The organism is Pseudomonas sp. F01002 (assembly GCF_004402115.1).
GTDB lineage: Bacteria > Pseudomonadota > Gammaproteobacteria > Pseudomonadales > Pseudomonadaceae > Aquipseudomonas > Aquipseudomonas frigoris.
The window spans coordinates 80,486-98,032 of the sequence record NZ_SOPU01000020.1; the positions used below are offsets into that span (position 1 = coordinate 80,486).

The following is a 17,547-nucleotide window of genomic DNA, read 5'->3' on the forward strand; positions in this document are numbered from 1 at the left end:
CAAGGCCGGTGTGGCCAGACCTTGAAGTGTAAATTGGTGGAGCTAGACGGGATCGAACCGTCGACCTCTTGCATGCCATGCAAGCGCTCTCCCAGCTGAGCTATAGCCCCTCATCGCTGAGGACGGGGCGAATCTTAATGGCGCATCGGAAGGCTGTCAAACTTATTTTTAAAATATTTCAAAGTTTTTTGCCGACATAACAATCACTTACCGCCCTCCCCCGTAAATCCGGGGATGTATCCGTTCCTGTAGCAGCTGCCGCAGGCTGCGTTCGAGTGCGTAGCGCTCGCGATTCGGCCACCCTGCCCTTTCAGACAGATTGTGTTGCTGCCATAAGGGGCTGCTGCGCAGCCCAACGCAGCCTTCGGCAGCTGCTACAGAGAACAGTGGGAATCAGGCGATGTTGCCCAAGAGTTTTTCCCACTCCTTGTTTTCCTTCTTCGACACGCCGCCCAGCAAGTCGATCGCCTGGCGCAGACGGAAACGGGTCAGGTCCGGGCCAAGGATTTCCATCGCATCAAGAACCGACACCGAACTCGCCTGGCCAGTGATCGCGGCAAACATCAGCGGCATGGCGTCACGCAGCTTCAGCTCCAGGGATTCGACCACCGCATGAATCGTTGCGGTGATGCTGTCCTTCTCCCACTGACGCAGGCTTTCCAGCTTCCACAGGATCAACTGCATCAACTGACGCACCTGATCGCCCGACAGCTTTTTGGATTCAAACAGTTTGGCGTCCGGGTTCACGCCACCGGCGAAGAAGAAACCGGCCAGAGGCGCGACCTGGCTGAAGGTTTCAACCCGACCCTGCACGTGCGGCGCGATCTTCATCATGTATTCAGGGTTCAACGCCCATGTTTGCAGGCGCGAAGCGAACTCTTCCACCGGCAGGTCACGCAGCCATTGGCCGTTGAGCCACGACAGTTTCTCGATGTCGAAAATCGGCCCGCCGAGGGAGACGCGGCTCAGGTCGAAGTGGTCGACCATTTCCTGCAGCGAGAACTTCTCGCGCTCGTCCGGCATCGACCAGCCCATGCGACCGAGGTAGTTGAGCATCGCTTCCGGCATGAAACCCATGCGTTCGTAGAACGTCACCGAGGTCGGGTTCTTGCGTTTGGACAGCTTGCTCTTGTCCGGGTTACGCAGCAGCGGCATGTAGCACAGCTCTGGTTGTTCCCAGCCGAAGTACTCGTACAGCAGAATCAGTTTCGGTGCCGAGGGCAGCCATTCTTCGCCGCGCAGAACGTGGGTGATGCCCATCAGGTGGTCATCGACCACGTTGGCCAGGAAGTACGTCGGCAGGCCGTCGGTCTTCATCAGCACTTGCATGTCCATACGATCCCACGGGATCTCGACGTCGCCACGCAGCATGTCCGGCACCACGCAAACGCCTTCGCTCGGCACTTTCATGCGGATCACGTGCGGCTCGCCAGCGGCCAGGCGGGAAGCGACTTCTTCCTTGGACAGCAACAGCGCACGGCCGTCGTAACGCGGGGTTTCGCCGCGGGCCATTTGCTCGGCGCGCATCTGGTCGAGTTCTTCGGCCGTACAGAAGCACGGGAAAGCGTGGCCCATTTCGACCAATTGCTGGCAGTACTTCTGATAGATGTCGCCACGCTCGCTCTGACGGTAAGGACCGTGCGGGCCGCCAACGTCCGGGCCTTCGCTCCAGTCGATACCCAACCAGCGCAGGGCGTCGAAAATCTGTTGTTCGGACTCGCGGGTCGAACGCAATTGGTCAGTGTCTTCGATCCGCAGGATGAACTCACCGCCGTGCTGCTTGGCAAAGCAGTAGTTGAACAAAGCGATGTAAGCGGTACCTACGTGGGGGTCCCCGGTAGGCGATGGCGCGATGCGAGTGCGGACGGTGGTCATGGCAAGTCTCGAAATGAAGATAAAACAAAGGGCGAATGGTAACAGGCGTTGCCCGCCCGGCTCCAGTGAGCAGGGCATTTAAGCCAAGGTTGCGTCTACAACGGGCTCCAGCCTCGGTGAATGGCCGATTATCAGCCGATGGCATTTACCCATCATTCGCTGTATGCCAGATTTGACCACTGATAACTTTCCTTATAATTTCTCGACTACAGTCTGCCCATGCCTGCCCAACTCAAGCGTCGCCTGTTTATTTTCCTGTTGATCGTCCTGTTGATTGCCGGGGGCTTTTTTGCCCAGTGGTTCTTCAAGGGACGGTTTTATGAAAGCACCGACAACGCTTATGTCCAGGGCGAGATCACCCGCGTGTCGAGTCAATTGGGCGCGCGCATTGATCAGGTGCTGGTGCAGGACAACCAGCACGTCGAGAAAGGTCAGCTGCTGATCAAGCTCGAAGGCGATGACTTCCACCTCGCCGTCGACCGCGCCAATGCCGCCCTCGCCACCCGTGAAGCTGAACGCGTGCAAGCCCGAAGCAAACTGACTCAGCAAGCCAGTCTGATCGCCGCCAGCGAGGCGCAAGTCGCGTCCAGCCAGGCCAGCCTCGGTCGTTCGCAGATCGATTTGTCTCGCGCGCAAACCCTGCGCAAACCCGGCTATGTCTCGGAAGAACGGGTGACGACCCTCTCCGCCGACAACCACATCGCCCGCTCGCAAGTGACCAAGGCCCAGGCGGACGCACAAAGTCAGCGCCAACAAATCAACTCCCTGGCCGCCGAGATCAAACGCCTCGACGCCATGATCGCCAACGCCAAAACCGATCTGGCCCAGGCCGAACTGAACCTGACCCGCAGCGAAATCCACGCGCCCATCAGCGGCCTGGTCGGCCAGCGCGCCGCCCGCGAAGGCCAGTATGTGCAGGCAGGTGCTTACCTGATGTCGATCGTTCCGGATCAGGACATCTGGATTCAGGCCAACTTCAAGGAAACCCAGATCGGCCGCATGCAGCCCGGCCAAACCGCCGAGCTGACTTTCGACGCCTACAGCAACACGCCCATCGAAGCACGAGTCGACAGCCTGTTTGCCGCTTCGGGTGCGCAGTTCAGCCTGCTGCCGCCGGACAATGCCACCGGCAACTTCACCAAAGTCGTACAACGGATTCCGGTAAAACTGACCTTCGCCGCGAACAACCCGCTGCAAGGCAAGATTCGTCCGGGCATGTCGGTCACCGCCAAAGTGAACATTAAAGACGCCCCTGACGATGGCCGGTGACCAACTGATCCGCCCGGTCGGCGAACCGACCCGGCGGGACTGGATCGCGGTAATGAGCGTGATGCTCGGCGCCTTCATGGCGGTGCTCGACATCCAGATCACCAACTCGTCGCTCAAGGATATTCAAGGCGCGCTGTCGGCGACCCTGGAAGAAGGCTCATGGATTTCCACCTCGTACCTGGTGGCGGAAATCATCATGATCCCGCTGACCGCGTGGCTGGTGCAGTTGCTCTCGGCGCGGCGGCTGGCGGTGTGGGTGTCCCTCGGGTTTCTCGCTGCTTCCCTACTCTGCTCCATGGCGTGGAGCCTGGAGAGCATGATCGTCTTCCGTGCCTTGCAGGGCTTTACCGGCGGCGCGCTGATCCCTCTGGCGTTCACCCTGACGCTGATCAAACTCCCCGAACACCACCGCGCCAAAGGCATGGCGATGTTCGCCATGACCGCAACGTTCGCACCCTCCATCGGCCCGACCCTCGGCGGCTGGCTGACCGAGAATTGGGGCTGGGAATACATCTTCTACATCAACATTCCGCCGGGCCTGATCATGATCGCCGGTCTGATGTACGGCCTGGAGAAGAAAGAAGCTCACTGGGAGCTACTGAAAAGCACCGACTACCTGGGCATTCTCACGCTCGGCGTTGGCCTCGGTTGTTTACAGGTGTTTCTGGAGGAAGGCCATCGCAAGGACTGGCTGGAATCGAGCCTGATCGTGACCTTGGGCAGCATTGCGCTAGTCAGCCTGATCACCTTTGTGATCGTGCAGACGTCCAAACCCAATCCGCTGATCAACCTCGGCATCCTGCGCAATCGCAATTTTGGTTTATCGAGTATTTCCAGTGTCGGGATGGGTGTCGGATTGTACGGTTCGATCTACCTGTTGCCGCTGTACCTGGCGCAGATCCAGAACTACAACGCCCTGCAAATCGGCGAAGTAATCATGTGGATGGGCGTGCCGCAGTTGTTTCTGATTCCGCTGGTGCCGAAGCTGATGAAGTACGTCTCGCCAAAATGGCTGTGCACGTTGGGTTTCGGGCTATTTGGATTGGCGAGTTTTTCATCGGGGGTGTTGAACCCGGACTTCGCCGGGCCGCAGTTCAATCAAATCCAGATCATCCGCGCACTGGGTCAGCCGCTGATCATGGTGACCATTTCGTTGATCGCCACCGCCTACATCCTGCCGCAGGACGCGGGGTCGGCGTCGAGCCTGTTCAACATCCTGCGCAACCTCGGCGGCGCGATTGGCATTGCCCTCCTCGCCACGTTACTGGATGCGCGAACCAAGACTTACTTTGATTATTTACGTGAAGCGGTTGTGCCGACCAACCCGCAGGTGGCCGAGCGCATGGCGTCGCTGACGGATCGGTTTGGCAGTGAGACGGCAGCGCTGGGCAAGCTCAGTGAAATCGCGCATCAGCAGGCGTCGATCATGGCTTACAACGATGCGTTTCACTTTGTCGGGATTGCGCTGGGGATCAGCATGCTGGCGGTGTTGCTGACCAAGGCGTTGCCGGCGGGATTGAAGGCTGGAGAAGCACACTAGCTGAAAATTTGGTGTTTCGTCGGACGCCTTCGCGAGCAGGCCCGCTCCCACATTTGACCGCGTCCGGCCGGACAACTCGATCGAATGTGGGAGCGGGCTTGCTCGCGAAGAGGCCATAACAGCCACCGTAAGACTCAGACGGTGATCAACCGCTCACGCAACTTGCCAATCTCGTCGCGCATCTGCGCCGCGGCTTCGAACTCCAGGTCGCGGGCGAGTTGGTACATTTTCTCTTCCAGCGCCTTGATACGCTTGGCGATTTCGCCCGGTGAGCGCAGTTCGGCTTCGTACTTGGCGTTTTCCTCGGCGGCCTTGGCCATGCCTTTGCGCTTCTTGCTACGCGAACCCGGCACGGTGGCGCCTTCCATGATGTCGGCAACGTCCTTGAACACGCCCTTGGGCGTGATGCCATTGGCCAGGTTGAAGGCGATCTGCTTGTCGCGACGACGCTCGGTCTCGCCAATCGCCCGCTCCATGGAACCGGTGATGCGATCCGCATAGAGAATCGCCCGACCATTGAGGTTGCGCGCCGCCCGGCCGATGGTCTGGATCAGCGAGCGCTCGGAACGCAGGAAGCCTTCCTTGTCCGCATCGAGGATCGCCACCAGCGAGACTTCCGGCATGTCCAGGCCTTCACGCAGCAGGTTGATCCCCACCAGCACATCGAAGGTGCCCAGACGCAGATCGCGGATGATTTCGACCCGCTCCACGGTGTCGATGTCCGAGTGCAGATAACGCACCCGTACGCCGTGGTCGGCCAGGTAATCGGTCAAGTCTTCGGACATCCGTTTGGTCAGCGTGGTGACCAGCACCCGCTCTTCCAGCGCCACGCGCTTGCCGATCTCCGAAAGCAAATCGTCGACCTGGGTCAACGCCGGGCGGATTTCGATTTGCGGGTCCACCAGGCCAGTCGGGCGGACCAGTTGCTCGACTACGCGACCGGCGTGCTCCGCCTCGTAATTGCCCGGTGTGGCCGAGACAAAGATTGTCTGCGGGCTGATGCTTTCGAACTCGTCGAAGCGCATCGGCCGGTTATCCAGCGCGGACGGCAGACGGAAACCGTATTCCACCAGCGTCTCTTTACGCGAACGGTCGCCCTTATACATGGCGCCGACCTGCGGCACGCTGACATGGGATTCGTCGATCACCAGCAAGGCGTCGGCCGGCAGGTAGTCAAACAAAGTTGGCGGCGCCTGGCCGGATTCACGGCCCGACAGGTAGCGCGAGTAGTTTTCGATACCATTGCAGTAACCCAGTTCGAGGATCATCTCGAGGTCGAAACGGGTGCGCTGCTCCAGGCGCTGGGCCTCAACGAGTTTATTGTTGGAGCGCAGGTAGTCCAGGCGCTCCTGCAACTCGACTTTGATCCCTTCGACGGCACCCAGCAGGGTTTCTCGCGGGGTGACGTAGTGGCTTTTCGGATAGAACGTAAACCGCGGCAACTTGCGGATCACTTCGCCGGTCAGCGGATCGAAGGCGGACAGGCTCTCGACTTCGTCATCGAACAGCTCGATGCGGATCGCTTCGAAATCGGATTCCGCCGGGTGAATATCGATTACATCGCCGCGGACCCGGAAGGTCGCACGGGCAAACTCCATGTCGTTGCGAGTGTATTGCAGGTCTGCCAGGCGACGCAGCAACGCACGCTGATCGAGCTTGTCGCCGCGGTCCACGTGCAGCACCATCTTCAAATAGGTTTCCGGACTGCCCAGACCGTAGATGCACGACACCGTGGTGACAATGATCGCGTCCTTGCGCTCCAGCAGTGCCTTGGTCGCGGACAGCCGCATTTGCTCGATGTGATCGTTGATCGAGGCGTCTTTCTCGATGAACGTATCCGATGACGGCACATAGGCTTCGGGCTGGTAGTAGTCGTAATACGAAACGAAGTATTCGACCGCGTTGTTCGGGAAGAACGCCTTGAACTCACCGTACAACTGCGCGGCCAGGGTCTTGTTCGGCGCCAGCACCAGGGTCGGACGCTGAATCTGGGCGATCACATTGGCGATGCTGAAGGTCTTGCCCGAGCCGGTCACACCGAGCAACGTCTGGTGCGCCAGCCCGGCTTCGATGCCCTCGACCATCAGGCGGATGGCTTCCGGCTGATCGCCGGCGGGCTCGAAGCGGGTGACTAGCTGGAATTCAGACATGAAAAACCTCTGGGTTCGCGCCTGCCCGGGCGAACCGGGCAGCAACGGGAAGGACCGCAAACGACCGATGTCGCCCGAGGAAAAAACTGGATTGTGCTCAATGTGGAGCCGATTGCCCGCGCTTTCAAGGCAAACGTCCTACATCGGGTAAAACCTTTGACGATGCCAATCGACTAACGGTCAAGAAATAATCGGAAAAACTTACCGTAAAAGCCGAATCGTCTGTCGCCATCAATCGCGGATGGCCTCTATACTAGCTCCCCGTTTGTGCACCGCTCTAGTGCATTCGGCTGGAGCGCGACACGTCCCTCCACTTTCCATTCAGAGCCGCCGCAAAAATGAGCCTGTTCTCCGCTGTCGAAATGGCACCACGCGATCCAATCCTGGGCCTCAACGAAGCATTCAACGCCGATACCCGTACCAACAAAGTCAACCTGGGGGTCGGTGTTTACTGCAACGAGGAGGGGCGAATTCCACTCCTGCGCGCCGTTGTCGAAGCCGAGACGATTCGCGTCGCTCAACACGCTTCCCGTGGCTACTTGCCAATCGACGGTATCGCCGCCTACGACCAGGCTGTGCAGAAACTGCTGTTCGGCAATGACTCGCCACTGATCGCCGCTGGCCGCGTCATCACTACCCAGGCCGTTGGCGGTACTGGCGCACTGAAAATCGGTGCCGACTTCCTCAAGCAACTGCTGCCGAACGCCGTCGTGGCGATTAGCGACCCAAGCTGGGAAAACCACCGCGCGCTGTTCGAAACAGCCGGTTTCCCGGTGCAGAACTATCGCTACTACGACGCCGCGACCCACGATGTGAACCGTGCTGGCCTGCTGGAAGACCTCAATGCTCTGCCGTCCGGCTCCATCGTTGTCCTGCACGCTTGCTGCCACAACCCGACCGGCGTGGACCTGAGCCCGGCGGACTGGAAAAACGTACTGGACGTGGTGAAAGCCAAAGGTCACGTACCGTTCCTCGACATGGCCTACCAGGGCTTTGGCGATGGCATCGACGAAGACGCCGCTGCCGTGCGTCTGTTCGCTGAATCGGGCCTGACCTTCTTCGTCTCCAGCTCGTTCTCCAAATCCTTCTCGTTGTACGGCGAGCGCGTGGGCGCCCTGTCGATCGTCAGCGAATCGAAAGAAGAAAGCGCGCGCGTGCTGTCGCAAGTCAAACGCGTGATCCGCACCAACTACTCCAACCCGCCGACCCACGGTGCAAGCATCGTCGCCGCTGTACTGAACAGCCCGGAACTGCGCGCTCAGTGGGAAGAAGAACTGGCTGAAATGCGTCTGCGGATTCGCGGCATGCGCATCCAGATGGTTGAGCAGTTGGCGAAGCAAGCTCCACAGCGTGATTTCAGCTTCGTCGGTCGTCAGCGCGGCATGTTCTCCTACTCCGGCCTGACGGTTGAGCAAGTGACCCGCCTGCGCAGCGAGTTCGGTATCTACGCCCTGGACACCGGCCGCATCTGCGTCGCCGCGTTGAACCAGAGCAACATCGACGTTGTGACCAAGGCCATCGTTGCGGTGATCTGAGTCGTCGAGCGGTAAAAAAACGGGAAGCCCTTGGGCTTCCCGTTTTATTTGCCTCAGATAGTTCCCAGCGCAGCGAACGACCGCTCTAGACTGCACGCAGATCAAATGTGGGAGCGGGCTTGCTCGCGAAAGCGGCCGATCAGTCACATTGATGCTGAATGTGCCGCCGCCTTCGCGAGCAAGCCCGCTCCCACAAGGTTTTATGTACACCCGAGAATTTTTGAGAGCCTACATGAAAAACGATGACCTACGCGCCGACCGAGATGAGCTGGACCACTTCGTGCCTCGCACCCCGGCCAAACGCAGTAACAACCTGGTGATGCAAGTCGCTGCCGGCGTGTTTCTCGGCGGCCTGGCCTTGTGGCTGGTGCAGCTGACCGCAACGATGCTGTACGCCAAATTGATGGTCGCCACCGTCACCTTCGGCGGTTAGGCCAGTTCGGTTGCGCGCTGGCTGGCAGCGTCGTCATAGGCAACGTAGAGCGATTCGGCGACCTGGCTTTTGATGGCCTTGGCGCTTTCCAGGCCCAATACAAAGCCTTCCGCCTTGCCACCGGCACGGTTCAATTCGTCAGCGGTGCTGGCCTGAGTGATTGCGTCGAACAGTTTTTCGGCGTGAGGGCCGACGCCTTTGGGCAGGCTGATCTGAGCGATGCTCATGCGAACACCCCGTTGTGACGAGGTGTGATGGTTGGGTGATTCATGGCGCGTACCTTTTCGGCGAATGGCCGGCAGCGCGTGTAACCACTTCCGGGCCGCCATGGTAGACCTCTGAGGAGATTCTGGTAACCGCCCACGGTCGATAAACCACCGTCCGTCCCCACGAACCCGCCAAATGGCTAACAGGTGCTTGACTTCTCTTTTTGAATCAGTAACATACAGGTCATTCCGCGATAGCTCAGTTGGTAGAGCAAGTGACTGTTAATCACTGGGTCCCTGGTTCGAGTCCAGGTCGTGGAGCCAAACAAGGTTCCAGAGACGGCTTTCAAAATCTCTGAAACCCCCGAAAACCCGCCTTCTGGCGGTTTTTTTCGTTTTGGCGTTCTGTCGGATTCCGCTGGATACCAGCCATTTTAAGGGTAGAGTTTGGGATAAAGGTCAGTTCGATAAAAGGGAGTACCCTTATGTCGCGCACTACTGCTCCACTCTCCGACGCCGCTTGCCGTTCGGCCAAGCCCACAGACCGCGCCTACAAGCTTTTCGACGGCGACGGCCTTTACCTTCTAGTCCAACCCAATGGCCGCAAAGGCTGGCGTCTCAGATACGTCAAACCTGATGGCCGGGAAGGACTGACCTCATTCGGCAACTACCCCATCGTTGGCCTCGCGGATGCGCGCCGCAAGCGCTTGGAGGTCAAGCGAATGCTGGCGAATGGCATTGACCCTATAGGAGCCAAGAACCAAGCCAAGACGGACGCTCTGATCAAAGGCCGCACCTTTGAAAGCGTTGCCCTCGGCTGGCACACGGAAATGTCAGCCAAGTGGGCACCGGACTATTCCAAGACAGTGATGAGTCGCCTCAAAACTCACCTCTTCCCGCTGATCGGCGCCCGCGCCATTGTCGACCTTGATACCCACGACCTTATGCGGCCCCTGGACGCGATTAAGAAGCGCGGAACGATAGACATTGCTTTAAGGGTACAAAACTACCTGCAGAGCATCATGCGCGAGGCAAAGCGCCTCCGACTTATCACCGTAAACCCTGCTTACGACCTCGTAGGCTCGATCAAAGCCTCGCGGGTCGTCCACCGCCCCGCCTTATCCTTATCGCGCTTGCCTGAATTGCAGGAACGGATCGACACCTATAAAGGCCGCGCACTTACCCGGCTGACGGTCTTGCTGTCGCTGCACGTGTTTGTACGCTCCAGCGAGCTGCGCTTCGCCCGCTGGAGCGAGTTCGACCTCAAAAGTGGCGTCTGGGAAATACCCGACACGCGACCAGCGTTGGAAGGCGTACCCTTTTCCACAAGGGGTACGAAGATGGCAGGCGATATCCATCTTGTACCCTTATCGCCGCAAGCGATCGCCCTGCTCGAGCAGATCCACACAATCACAGGCAAATTTGACTTGGTGTTCGCAGGCGATACCAAGTCTTGGAAACCAATGTCCGAAAACACGGTGAACAGCGCGCTTAGGAAGATGGGGTACGACACCAAATCCGAGATCTGTGGGCATGGGTTTCGCTCGATGGCCTGCAGCGCACTGATCGAGTCAAGTTTGTGGACGGACACAGCCATCGAGCGGCAGATGAGCCACAAGGAACGCAACAACGTCCGCGCCGCCTACATCCACAAAGCCGAGTTCATTGAGGAGCGCAGGCTGATCATGAACTGGTGGAGTCGCTACCTTGAGGCTAATCAGCAGAAGCATGTCAGCCCACGCGAATTCGCCAATCAGACGGGTGCGAATGTCACTCGCCTAAAAGCAAAACGTGGCGCAACTGAGTAAGCGCTCGGTCCTCATATCTCAGTGATCCGCTTGTCCACGCGGGTCCATCCAAACAGGGCTGCAAAGCCGCCCTGTTTGGATGGACCTCACTTGAAAAATCTAAAAATCAGTACAACTGTCTTCTGGAAACCACGGATTTCCATAGACGGCTGATGTCATTCGCAACCGCAGAATTCTCGAAAAATCGAGCCTTGACCCTAATTATCCACAGGCGTAGAAAAGATCGGGCAAAGCGCTGTCGTTGACAGCAACCCAGGTAGCCAGAACCTTTAAGGCTACGCCACACCGTGGTGGTTCTCCCAAAGTGCGATTAGCGTCCGGTGGCTCGCACGGTCACAGCGATGTGATGGATGCCTACTTCTACCAGAGTGCCCACTGCGGCAAATACATCCCCCTACCCAACTGCCCTGCAGCAACCTATCTGCTTGGCCATTTCCTTGCGCCAACCTGCGCCCGTCTCTTTCTTCCGGAAAGAGACGGGCGCTCCTACCGCTGCTGCAGCCCAACTAGTACAAGGCTTTGCGGCATTCCCCCTCGTGACAATCGGCGTGACAAACACCGAAGTCACCAGCAACAGCGATGCAGATGATGGTGCCGCAGCCCAAGGAATGGACTGCACCTGACTGACAGTCAGGCACGCCCCTGTCATCGCTTCACTGCCTTCACCCGACTCAGGATCTCGCGGCGCCGGTCTCGTCAGCCAGTGCAGCCTCCACCCGCCCACCTCCTCGGAAGTGCTCAGGAGGCCAGATCATGAGATGCCCAAGCTCCCGTTCGTAAAGAGCCGCCAATCCCGCGTTAGTGGATAACCCTCACAGGTCGCAGGGACCTTGATCCCTGATAACACTCAACATTCGTGGCGGGATGACGTGGGGAAGGTTTCAAAGGTTTTGGCTTCGAGAGGAGTTTGATCATGGCATCGGCAGGTAGACGGGACGGGCGGAACTTTGGCTATGGACGGCAACTGAGTTATGCCGGGCCACAGGCGCTACGTGATCTGTTTGGCGGCGGGCATTACGGGACGGCCAAAGCGCACAGTGATCGGTGGCAGGCATTTGTACGTTGGTGCCGCTCAGAGGATGGGCCGGGGTTTAACGATGCGCGACAAATTGATCGGCAGACCTTGCTGGACTACACCGGACATCTGCGTCAGCAAGTTGAACATGGGGCTATCGGCATCGCCACCGCGCAAAACCGGTTGTCCAGTGTAAACCGGACCCTCGCCGCGCTTCGCGGTGATCAGTATGTGAAAGTGCCGAGTCCGAGTAAGGCGCTGGGTATGCGGCGCACCGGTGTTCGTCGCTCGGTGCCACAAGGGCAAGACCGCGAACACGTGAAGCGGATCGTCGACGCTCTCTGCGGACATCAGCAGCCACGTGTTGCCGCCATCGCGCAGTTGGCGCGAGCAACCGGCATGCGCTTGCGTGAGGCCATCTTGACCGACCTTCCGCGCCTGCAAAGAGAAGCCGAACACTACGACAAGATCAACATCCAGGATGGCACCAAAGGTGGCCGCGGCGGCGCAACCGCGCCTCGTTGGATCATGGTGGATGACCATATTCGCGAAGCGCTGAGGCACGCCGAACAGGTCTCGCCCGACGGCAGCCGCAACCTGCTGGCACCGAACGAAAGCTACCTCGACTTCCAACGGGAAATCGTCCGACCCGCCCGAGATATCCTCCATACACACAACCTCAAAGGCTTCCACGAACTGCGTGCGGCTAATGCGTGCGAACGCTATGAGCAGATCACCCACCACCTAGCACCCATTAACGGGGGCAGGTGCAGGCGCCTCGATCCACGCCTTGATCGAGAGGCACGCTTACAAATCAGCTATGAGCTGGGACATGGTCGAATCGACGTGGTATCGGCGTATATCGGTGGTCGGGTATGAATAAACCATTCGATATGGAGATCTTCTTGGCTGGGGTGCTGACTGGAGCACATGCCACACGCGAACGTCACATCCGCCAGACCAAGACTATTCAAGCAGCCATTTCTGAACGTTGGAACCGAGATAATCCATGGACATGGCAAAGAAAACATCTCGTTTGGTTTTTGAACCACCACATGAACTCAAACTCGAAATCGACGCGCTACTACTACCTGCTGACCACAAGCCTGATCACTCTGCGCCTAGGAAAATCCTGGAATTTTCAGCGTTAGCCGAATGCCAGCAACTGCGCGCTCTGTATCCCTAACTGGCAGATTGAGCCAGCCAACAATTTGATTGGGATTAGGGCGGACCTCTTGAGCTCCTGAACCTAACCTCTGTTGTTTGATAACCTCTATGTTTTACTGATGGACTGAGGGTTGTAGCTCGAGGCTACAGGCTTCACCTGAGACGTAGAGGCTGAAGGCGGTGATAGACACTAGTCTGGTGGCGAAGCTAAGGGCTGAGAATGCAAGATTGGTTGCCTTGCTGGATGCTCATGGCATCGAATGGCGCCCGCCTGCTGAGCCAGTCAAGATATCGATTGTCCAAGCAGAACAATCACAGCAACTCGATACTGATGGAAAGCTTGCCCTATTCCGAAGCTTGTTTCGTGGTAGGACGGACGTTTATCCCATCCGCTGGGAAAGCAAGGCAGGCAAATCAGGATACGCACCCGCTTGCGCAAACGAATGGAGGCCTGGCGTTTGTGAGAAGCCCCGAATTAAATGTGGCGACTGCGGTAACCGCCAGCTGCTTCCGCTGACCGATGAGGTGGTCTATCGCCATCTGGCGGGCGAAGTGGTCGTTGGTATCTACCCCCTACTCTCTGATGACACTTGTTATTTTTTGGCAGTCGACTTCGATGAGGCCGAATGGCGAGATGATTCCAAAGCTTTTGTGCAGTCATGCCATGAGCTGAACGTCCCGGTGGCGCTGGAAATATCGCGCTCAGGCCAAGGAGCTCATGGCTGGATTTTCTTTGAGCGTAATGTTCCTGCCTGCGATGCGCGCCGCCTCGGTGCCGCAATCATTAGTCATGCCTGTGAGCGCACCCGCCAGTTGGCGCTCAGCTCCTATGATCGACTGTTTCCAAACCAGGACTATATGCCCAAAGGCGGCTTTGGAAATCTCATTGCGCTCCCTTTGCAAAAGCGGGCTAGGGCCCAAAACAATAGCGTTTTTGTAGACGACTCGCTTGAGCCTCATCATGATCAATGGGCCTTCCTGGCATCGATTCAGCGCATGAGTCCAGAAGATATCCAGCCCGTTATTATCCAGGCGATGGGTAATCGGGACCCTCTAGGGGTCGCTTATGTCGATGAAGAAGGTGATGCGGAACCTTGGAAAGGTCGTGAATCGAGATCACGTAAATTGACATGCCCGTTGCCTGATGCTGTCAACATCACGTTGGCTAACATGATTTACTTTGAAAAAGCTGAATTACCACAGCCATTGGCTAACCAGCTTATCCGGTTCGCTGCCTTTCAAAACCCCGAATTCTATAAAGCTCAAGCCATGCGTATGTCAGTGTGGAACAAGCCAAGGGTCATCGGCTGCGCCCAGAATTTCCCCAAACATTTTGCGCTGCCACGTGGCTGCTTGGATGCTGTGCTGAAGCTGTTAGGGGAAAACGGCATTACCCCAGTTTTTCAAGATGAACGCTTCGCAGGTAGTCCCATCGACGTGAGCTTCCTCGGTACCCTGCGCTCCGACCAGGAAGATGCGATCAGCACAATGCTAAGTCATGACACCGGTATCCTCTGCGCGCCGACAGCGTTCGGTAAAACGGTGAGTGCTGCTGCGTTGATTGCTAAACGTGGCGTAAACACATTGGTGCTTGTGCATCGGACGGAACTGTTAAGGCAGTGGCAAGAGCGCTTACAGGCGTTCTTGGGAGTCGGGAATGGTGTCGTTGGAACTCTGGGAGGCGGAAAAGCGAAACTTACCGGCATCATCGACATTGCCGTAATGCAGTCTCTATCACGAAAAGGCGAGATCAGCGATCAGATAAAAAACTACGGCCAGATCATCGTTGATGAGTGTCATCACCTATCAGCAGTGTCGTTCGAGGCACTACTGAGGAGCGCGACCGCGCGGTACGTGCTGGGACTTACCGCAACCCCAGTGCGCCGAGATGGGCAGCAGCCCATTATTTTCATGCAGTGCGGACCGATCCGACATTCTGCTGCTCGGCCAGCGAATGCGCCTCATGACCTATCTGTAGTGCCTCGATTGCTGTCCAAACCAATAGTGGTCCCCGACGGCTTTGGGATTCAGGACGTTTTTCGGCATCTAGCCGAGGACTCTGAGCGGACAGCCAAAATCGTCTCGGAGATTGAGCTGGCGTACAGCGAGGGTAGAAAAATTCTAGTGCTAACGGAGCGGACGGAACATGTGGATGCCCTTGAATTTGAATTGAAGCAGCGTGTGCATAACCTTTTCACGCTTCATGGGCGAGTGCCTAAGAAACAGCGCCTTTCCCGTATGCATGAGCTTGAGTCCCTTCCCCCTGATGCTCCACGGGTGCTGTTGGCAACAGGAAAACTAGTAGGTGAAGGCTTCGATCACCCGCCGTTGGACACGCTGGTGCTGGCAATGCCCATCTCATGGAAGGGAATCCTTCAGCAATATGCGGGGCGTCTGCATCGATCGCATGCCGATAAGGCCGACGTGCGAGTGATCGACTTCGTTGACGGGGGTAATGTCGCACTGCTGAGGATGTGGGATAAGCGCCAGGCGGGTTACAAAGCGATGGGCTACCGTACGGCTGACTCCATGGCCACCATGGACCTACTCTAACTCTAACGTGGTTGACGGTTCAGAGAGCAACGCAACCACTGTGAAAGAAAAATCATATACAGCTTCAAAACCGGGCGATAAACCGGGTATGACGTAAATTTAACCGTACCAAAATCTAGATTTTATTATGCCTGTAGCCTATGACTTCTGGTTTAACGTCTAGATAACCTTGAACGATTCATCTACCTAGAAGCTCAGCAAATTTCGGACATCAGCCGCGCTGATCGCGGCTCGATGTCCATCGCTGATCAAGTACATCTAACGCGCGCGACGTCTGCAATAATGACCACCACAGTGGCGCGGTAGCATATCTAGTGCCCGTGTCAACATCCGGCATTTGGGTTTGGAGTACTCCATGCGTGACATTATTGACGGTTTTCTGCGCTTTCAGCGCGAGGTTTATCCGCAACGCGTAGAGCTTTTCAGGCAGCTCGCGACGACACAAAATCCGAAGGCGTTGTTCGTTACCTGCTCGGACAGTCGTGTTGTGCCCGAACTCCTTACACAGCGCGAACCGGGCGAGCTGTTCGTGATTCGTAACGCCGGCAACATTGTGCCGTCGTATGGTCCTGAACCCGGCGGCGTCTCGGCCACCGTCGAATATGCGGTAGCAGTTCTCGGCGTACAGGACATCGTAATCTGCGGTCACTCGGATTGCGGGGCGATGGGCGCGATTTCACGCTGCACGTGCCTGGATCATCTTCCGGCGGTCGCTAACTGGCTACGTCACGCAGACGCCGCGAAAGCAATTAACGCGGCGCATGAGTTCGACACCCCTCGCGCGAAGCTCGACGGCCTCGTGCGCGAAAACGTGATCGCGCAATTGGCGAATCTGCGTACGCATCCATCGGTGGCACTCGCGCTCGAGCAGGGGCGCATGAACCTGCACGGCTGGGTCTACGACATCGAGATGGGGTGCATCGATGCGCTTGATGGCGCGACACGACACTTCGTTCCACTTGCTGATTCGCCGACCACCGTTGCGATCGCTGCGCGTAACGGCAGACAGATGTAATGGCGACAGACAAGTGAGGGTGGCCGCATACTTCCGAGATACTTTCGCCCCAGCTAAGGCCAGAGAAGTGCCATTGCCTCTATCGAGCAAGTTTCGGAGGGGACCAGTCGTTCGAATGACTGCTCCGCGGGACTGGCGAACGACCGGAAACGGCCGATTTCCGCCTGTCGCAGAAGGCCACTTTGGGTTTCTGTAGCTGCGAGTTACTAACTCAGCTATTGAATAGGAAACGGCCGCGGGAGGGTAAATAAATGCATGCATAACTCTTGGATACCGACTATCAAACGCCTTTGATGCCTCATTGCCATTATGCGCAAGAAGTTGCGCACTCAAATGTGGATAACCCTATGGATACATCTCTGCGAGCCTTGTTATTCATTCTGTACAGACGAGTGCGCAAGAAGTTGCGCAGTACTGCGCAACTTCTTGCGCACTTTGTGAGGTGTTTATCCTTGAGAATCACTCAAGCGATTGAAAAACCTCGGCCATCTCCCCGGTTTATATAGCCCTCAATATTTCTGGCACGGACCTTGATAACAGTTAGGCACCCACCGGGCGATACCGCCTCCCGGGCACCCTCACTTTTAGCAAGGAGCACATCCATGGCTACACCAGCGTACATGTCCGTCACTGGCGAAAAACAAGGTCTGATCACCGCCGGCGCCTTCACCGCCGACTCGGTTGGCAACACCTACCAGGAAGGTCACGAAGACCAAGTCATGGTTCAGGCTTTCAGCCACGACGTGATCATCCCGCGTGACCCGCAATCCGGCCAACCAACCGGTCAGCGCGTTCACAAGCCAGTTGTGATCACCAAGGTCTACGACAAGGCTTCGCCACTGCTGCAAGCAGCTCTGACTTCCGGCGAGCGCATGAGCGAAATCGTTATCCAGTGGTACCGCACTTCGGCTCAAGGTACCCAAGAGCACTACTACACCACCAAACTGGAAGACGCGATCATCGTCGCCATCAACAACAAAA

Annotated in this window: 13 protein-coding genes and 2 tRNA genes; 11 read left to right on the top strand and 4 right to left on the bottom strand. The window is 57.4% G+C overall.

The features are described from left to right. Positions 1-34: 34 nt before the first annotated feature. Positions 35-110 (bottom strand) — tRNA-Ala (locus tag E3W21_RS18065). A gap of 283 nt (positions 111-393) precedes the next feature. Next, on the bottom strand, positions 394-1,875 hold the full coding sequence (gene gltX, locus E3W21_RS18070) for a glutamate--tRNA ligase (RefSeq protein ID WP_134421325.1): 1,482 nt from the start codon (positions 1,873-1,875) through the stop codon (positions 394-396). 219 nt (positions 1,876-2,094) lie between these two features. On the opposite strand from gltX, the gene E3W21_RS18075 reads away from it, so the two are divergent. Next, the gene (locus E3W21_RS18075) at positions 2,095-3,144 is read left to right on the top strand and encodes an HlyD family secretion protein (RefSeq protein WP_134421326.1); all 1,050 of its coding nucleotides are present in this window, start codon (positions 2,095-2,097) and stop codon (positions 3,142-3,144) included. Continuing rightward, positions 3,134-4,684: an MDR family MFS transporter gene (locus tag E3W21_RS18080; RefSeq protein WP_134421327.1), complete on the top strand. Its 1,551-nt coding sequence runs from the start codon at positions 3,134-3,136 to the stop codon at positions 4,682-4,684. Before E3W21_RS18075 ends, E3W21_RS18080 begins: the two co-directional genes overlap by 11 nt. Positions 4,685-4,818: 134 nt before the next feature. Here E3W21_RS18080 and uvrB read toward each other — a convergent pair whose 3' ends face one another. Next, the gene (uvrB, locus tag E3W21_RS18085; protein ID WP_129442989.1) at positions 4,819-6,834 is read right to left on the bottom strand and encodes an excinuclease ABC subunit UvrB; all 2,016 of its coding nucleotides are present in this window, start codon (positions 6,832-6,834) and stop codon (positions 4,819-4,821) included. Positions 6,835-7,172: 338 nt separating this feature from the next. On the opposite strand from uvrB, the gene E3W21_RS18090 reads away from it, so the two are divergent. Next, complete coding sequence (locus tag E3W21_RS18090) at positions 7,173-8,369, top strand: amino acid aminotransferase (protein ID WP_134421328.1); 1,197 nt, start codon at positions 7,173-7,175, stop codon at positions 8,367-8,369. A gap of 232 nt (positions 8,370-8,601) precedes the next feature. After that, positions 8,602-8,802, top strand: coding sequence for a hypothetical protein (locus E3W21_RS18095; RefSeq protein WP_134421329.1), 201 nt, complete (start codon positions 8,602-8,604; stop codon positions 8,800-8,802). On the opposite strand, the gene E3W21_RS18100 is transcribed toward E3W21_RS18095, so the two are convergent. Beyond that, positions 8,799-9,029, bottom strand: coding sequence for a hypothetical protein (locus E3W21_RS18100; RefSeq protein WP_033061947.1), 231 nt, complete (start codon positions 9,027-9,029; stop codon positions 8,799-8,801). The two genes, E3W21_RS18095 and E3W21_RS18100, sit on opposite strands and share 4 nt — an antisense overlap. Positions 9,030-9,256: 227 nt before the next feature. Here E3W21_RS18100 and E3W21_RS18105 point away from each other — a divergent pair. The 7 genes from E3W21_RS18105 to E3W21_RS18140 all read left to right on the top strand — a co-directional run. Next, positions 9,257-9,332, top strand: a tRNA-Asn gene (locus E3W21_RS18105). A 161-nt stretch (positions 9,333-9,493) separates the two neighbouring features. Next, positions 9,494-10,816, top strand: coding sequence for an integrase arm-type DNA-binding domain-containing protein (locus E3W21_RS18110; RefSeq protein ID WP_134421330.1), 1,323 nt, complete (start codon positions 9,494-9,496; stop codon positions 10,814-10,816). A gap of 913 nt (positions 10,817-11,729) precedes the next feature. After that, positions 11,730-12,710, top strand: a complete 981-nt coding sequence (locus tag E3W21_RS18120) for an integrase domain-containing protein (protein WP_134421331.1) — start codon at positions 11,730-11,732, stop codon at positions 12,708-12,710. Continuing rightward, positions 12,707-12,982 (top strand): hypothetical protein, encoded by a 276-nt coding sequence (locus E3W21_RS18125; RefSeq protein WP_134421332.1) that lies wholly within the window; start codon positions 12,707-12,709, stop codon positions 12,980-12,982. Before E3W21_RS18120 ends, E3W21_RS18125 begins: the two co-directional genes overlap by 4 nt. A 196-nt stretch (positions 12,983-13,178) precedes the next feature. Beyond that, positions 13,179-15,551, top strand: coding sequence for a DEAD/DEAH box helicase family protein (locus tag E3W21_RS18130; RefSeq protein ID WP_134421333.1), 2,373 nt, complete (start codon positions 13,179-13,181; stop codon positions 15,549-15,551). A 355-nt stretch (positions 15,552-15,906) separates the two neighbouring features. Next, the gene (locus E3W21_RS18135; RefSeq protein ID WP_134421334.1) at positions 15,907-16,566 is read left to right on the top strand and encodes a carbonic anhydrase; all 660 of its coding nucleotides are present in this window, start codon (positions 15,907-15,909) and stop codon (positions 16,564-16,566) included. A gap of 602 nt (positions 16,567-17,168) precedes the next feature. Continuing rightward, the coding region (locus tag E3W21_RS18140) for an Hcp family type VI secretion system effector (RefSeq protein WP_134418673.1) at positions 17,169-17,547 on the top strand (379 nt) is incomplete at its 3' end.

Coding starts and splice junctions, on each gene's coding strand:
- E3W21_RS18125 (WP_134421332.1), top strand. CDS start 12,707: ATGAATAAACCATTCGATATGGAGATCTTCTTGGCTGGGGTGCTGACT.
- E3W21_RS18080 (WP_134421327.1), top strand. CDS start 3,134: ATGGCCGGTGACCAACTGATCCGCCCGGTCGGCGAACCGACCCGGCGG.
- E3W21_RS18110 (WP_134421330.1), top strand. CDS start 9,494: ATGTCGCGCACTACTGCTCCACTCTCCGACGCCGCTTGCCGTTCGGCC.
- gltX (WP_134421325.1), bottom strand. CDS start 1,875: ATGACCACCGTCCGCACTCGCATCGCGCCATCGCCTACCGGGGACCCC.
- E3W21_RS18075 (WP_134421326.1), top strand. CDS start 2,095: ATGCCTGCCCAACTCAAGCGTCGCCTGTTTATTTTCCTGTTGATCGTC.
- E3W21_RS18090 (WP_134421328.1), top strand. CDS start 7,173: ATGAGCCTGTTCTCCGCTGTCGAAATGGCACCACGCGATCCAATCCTG.
- E3W21_RS18100 (WP_033061947.1), bottom strand. CDS start 9,029: ATGAGCATCGCTCAGATCAGCCTGCCCAAAGGCGTCGGCCCTCACGCC.
- E3W21_RS18120 (WP_134421331.1), top strand. CDS start 11,730: ATGGCATCGGCAGGTAGACGGGACGGGCGGAACTTTGGCTATGGACGG.
- uvrB (WP_129442989.1), bottom strand. CDS start 6,834: ATGTCTGAATTCCAGCTAGTCACCCGCTTCGAGCCCGCCGGCGATCAG.
- E3W21_RS18135 (WP_134421334.1), top strand. CDS start 15,907: ATGCGTGACATTATTGACGGTTTTCTGCGCTTTCAGCGCGAGGTTTAT.
- E3W21_RS18095 (WP_134421329.1), top strand. CDS start 8,602: ATGAAAAACGATGACCTACGCGCCGACCGAGATGAGCTGGACCACTTC.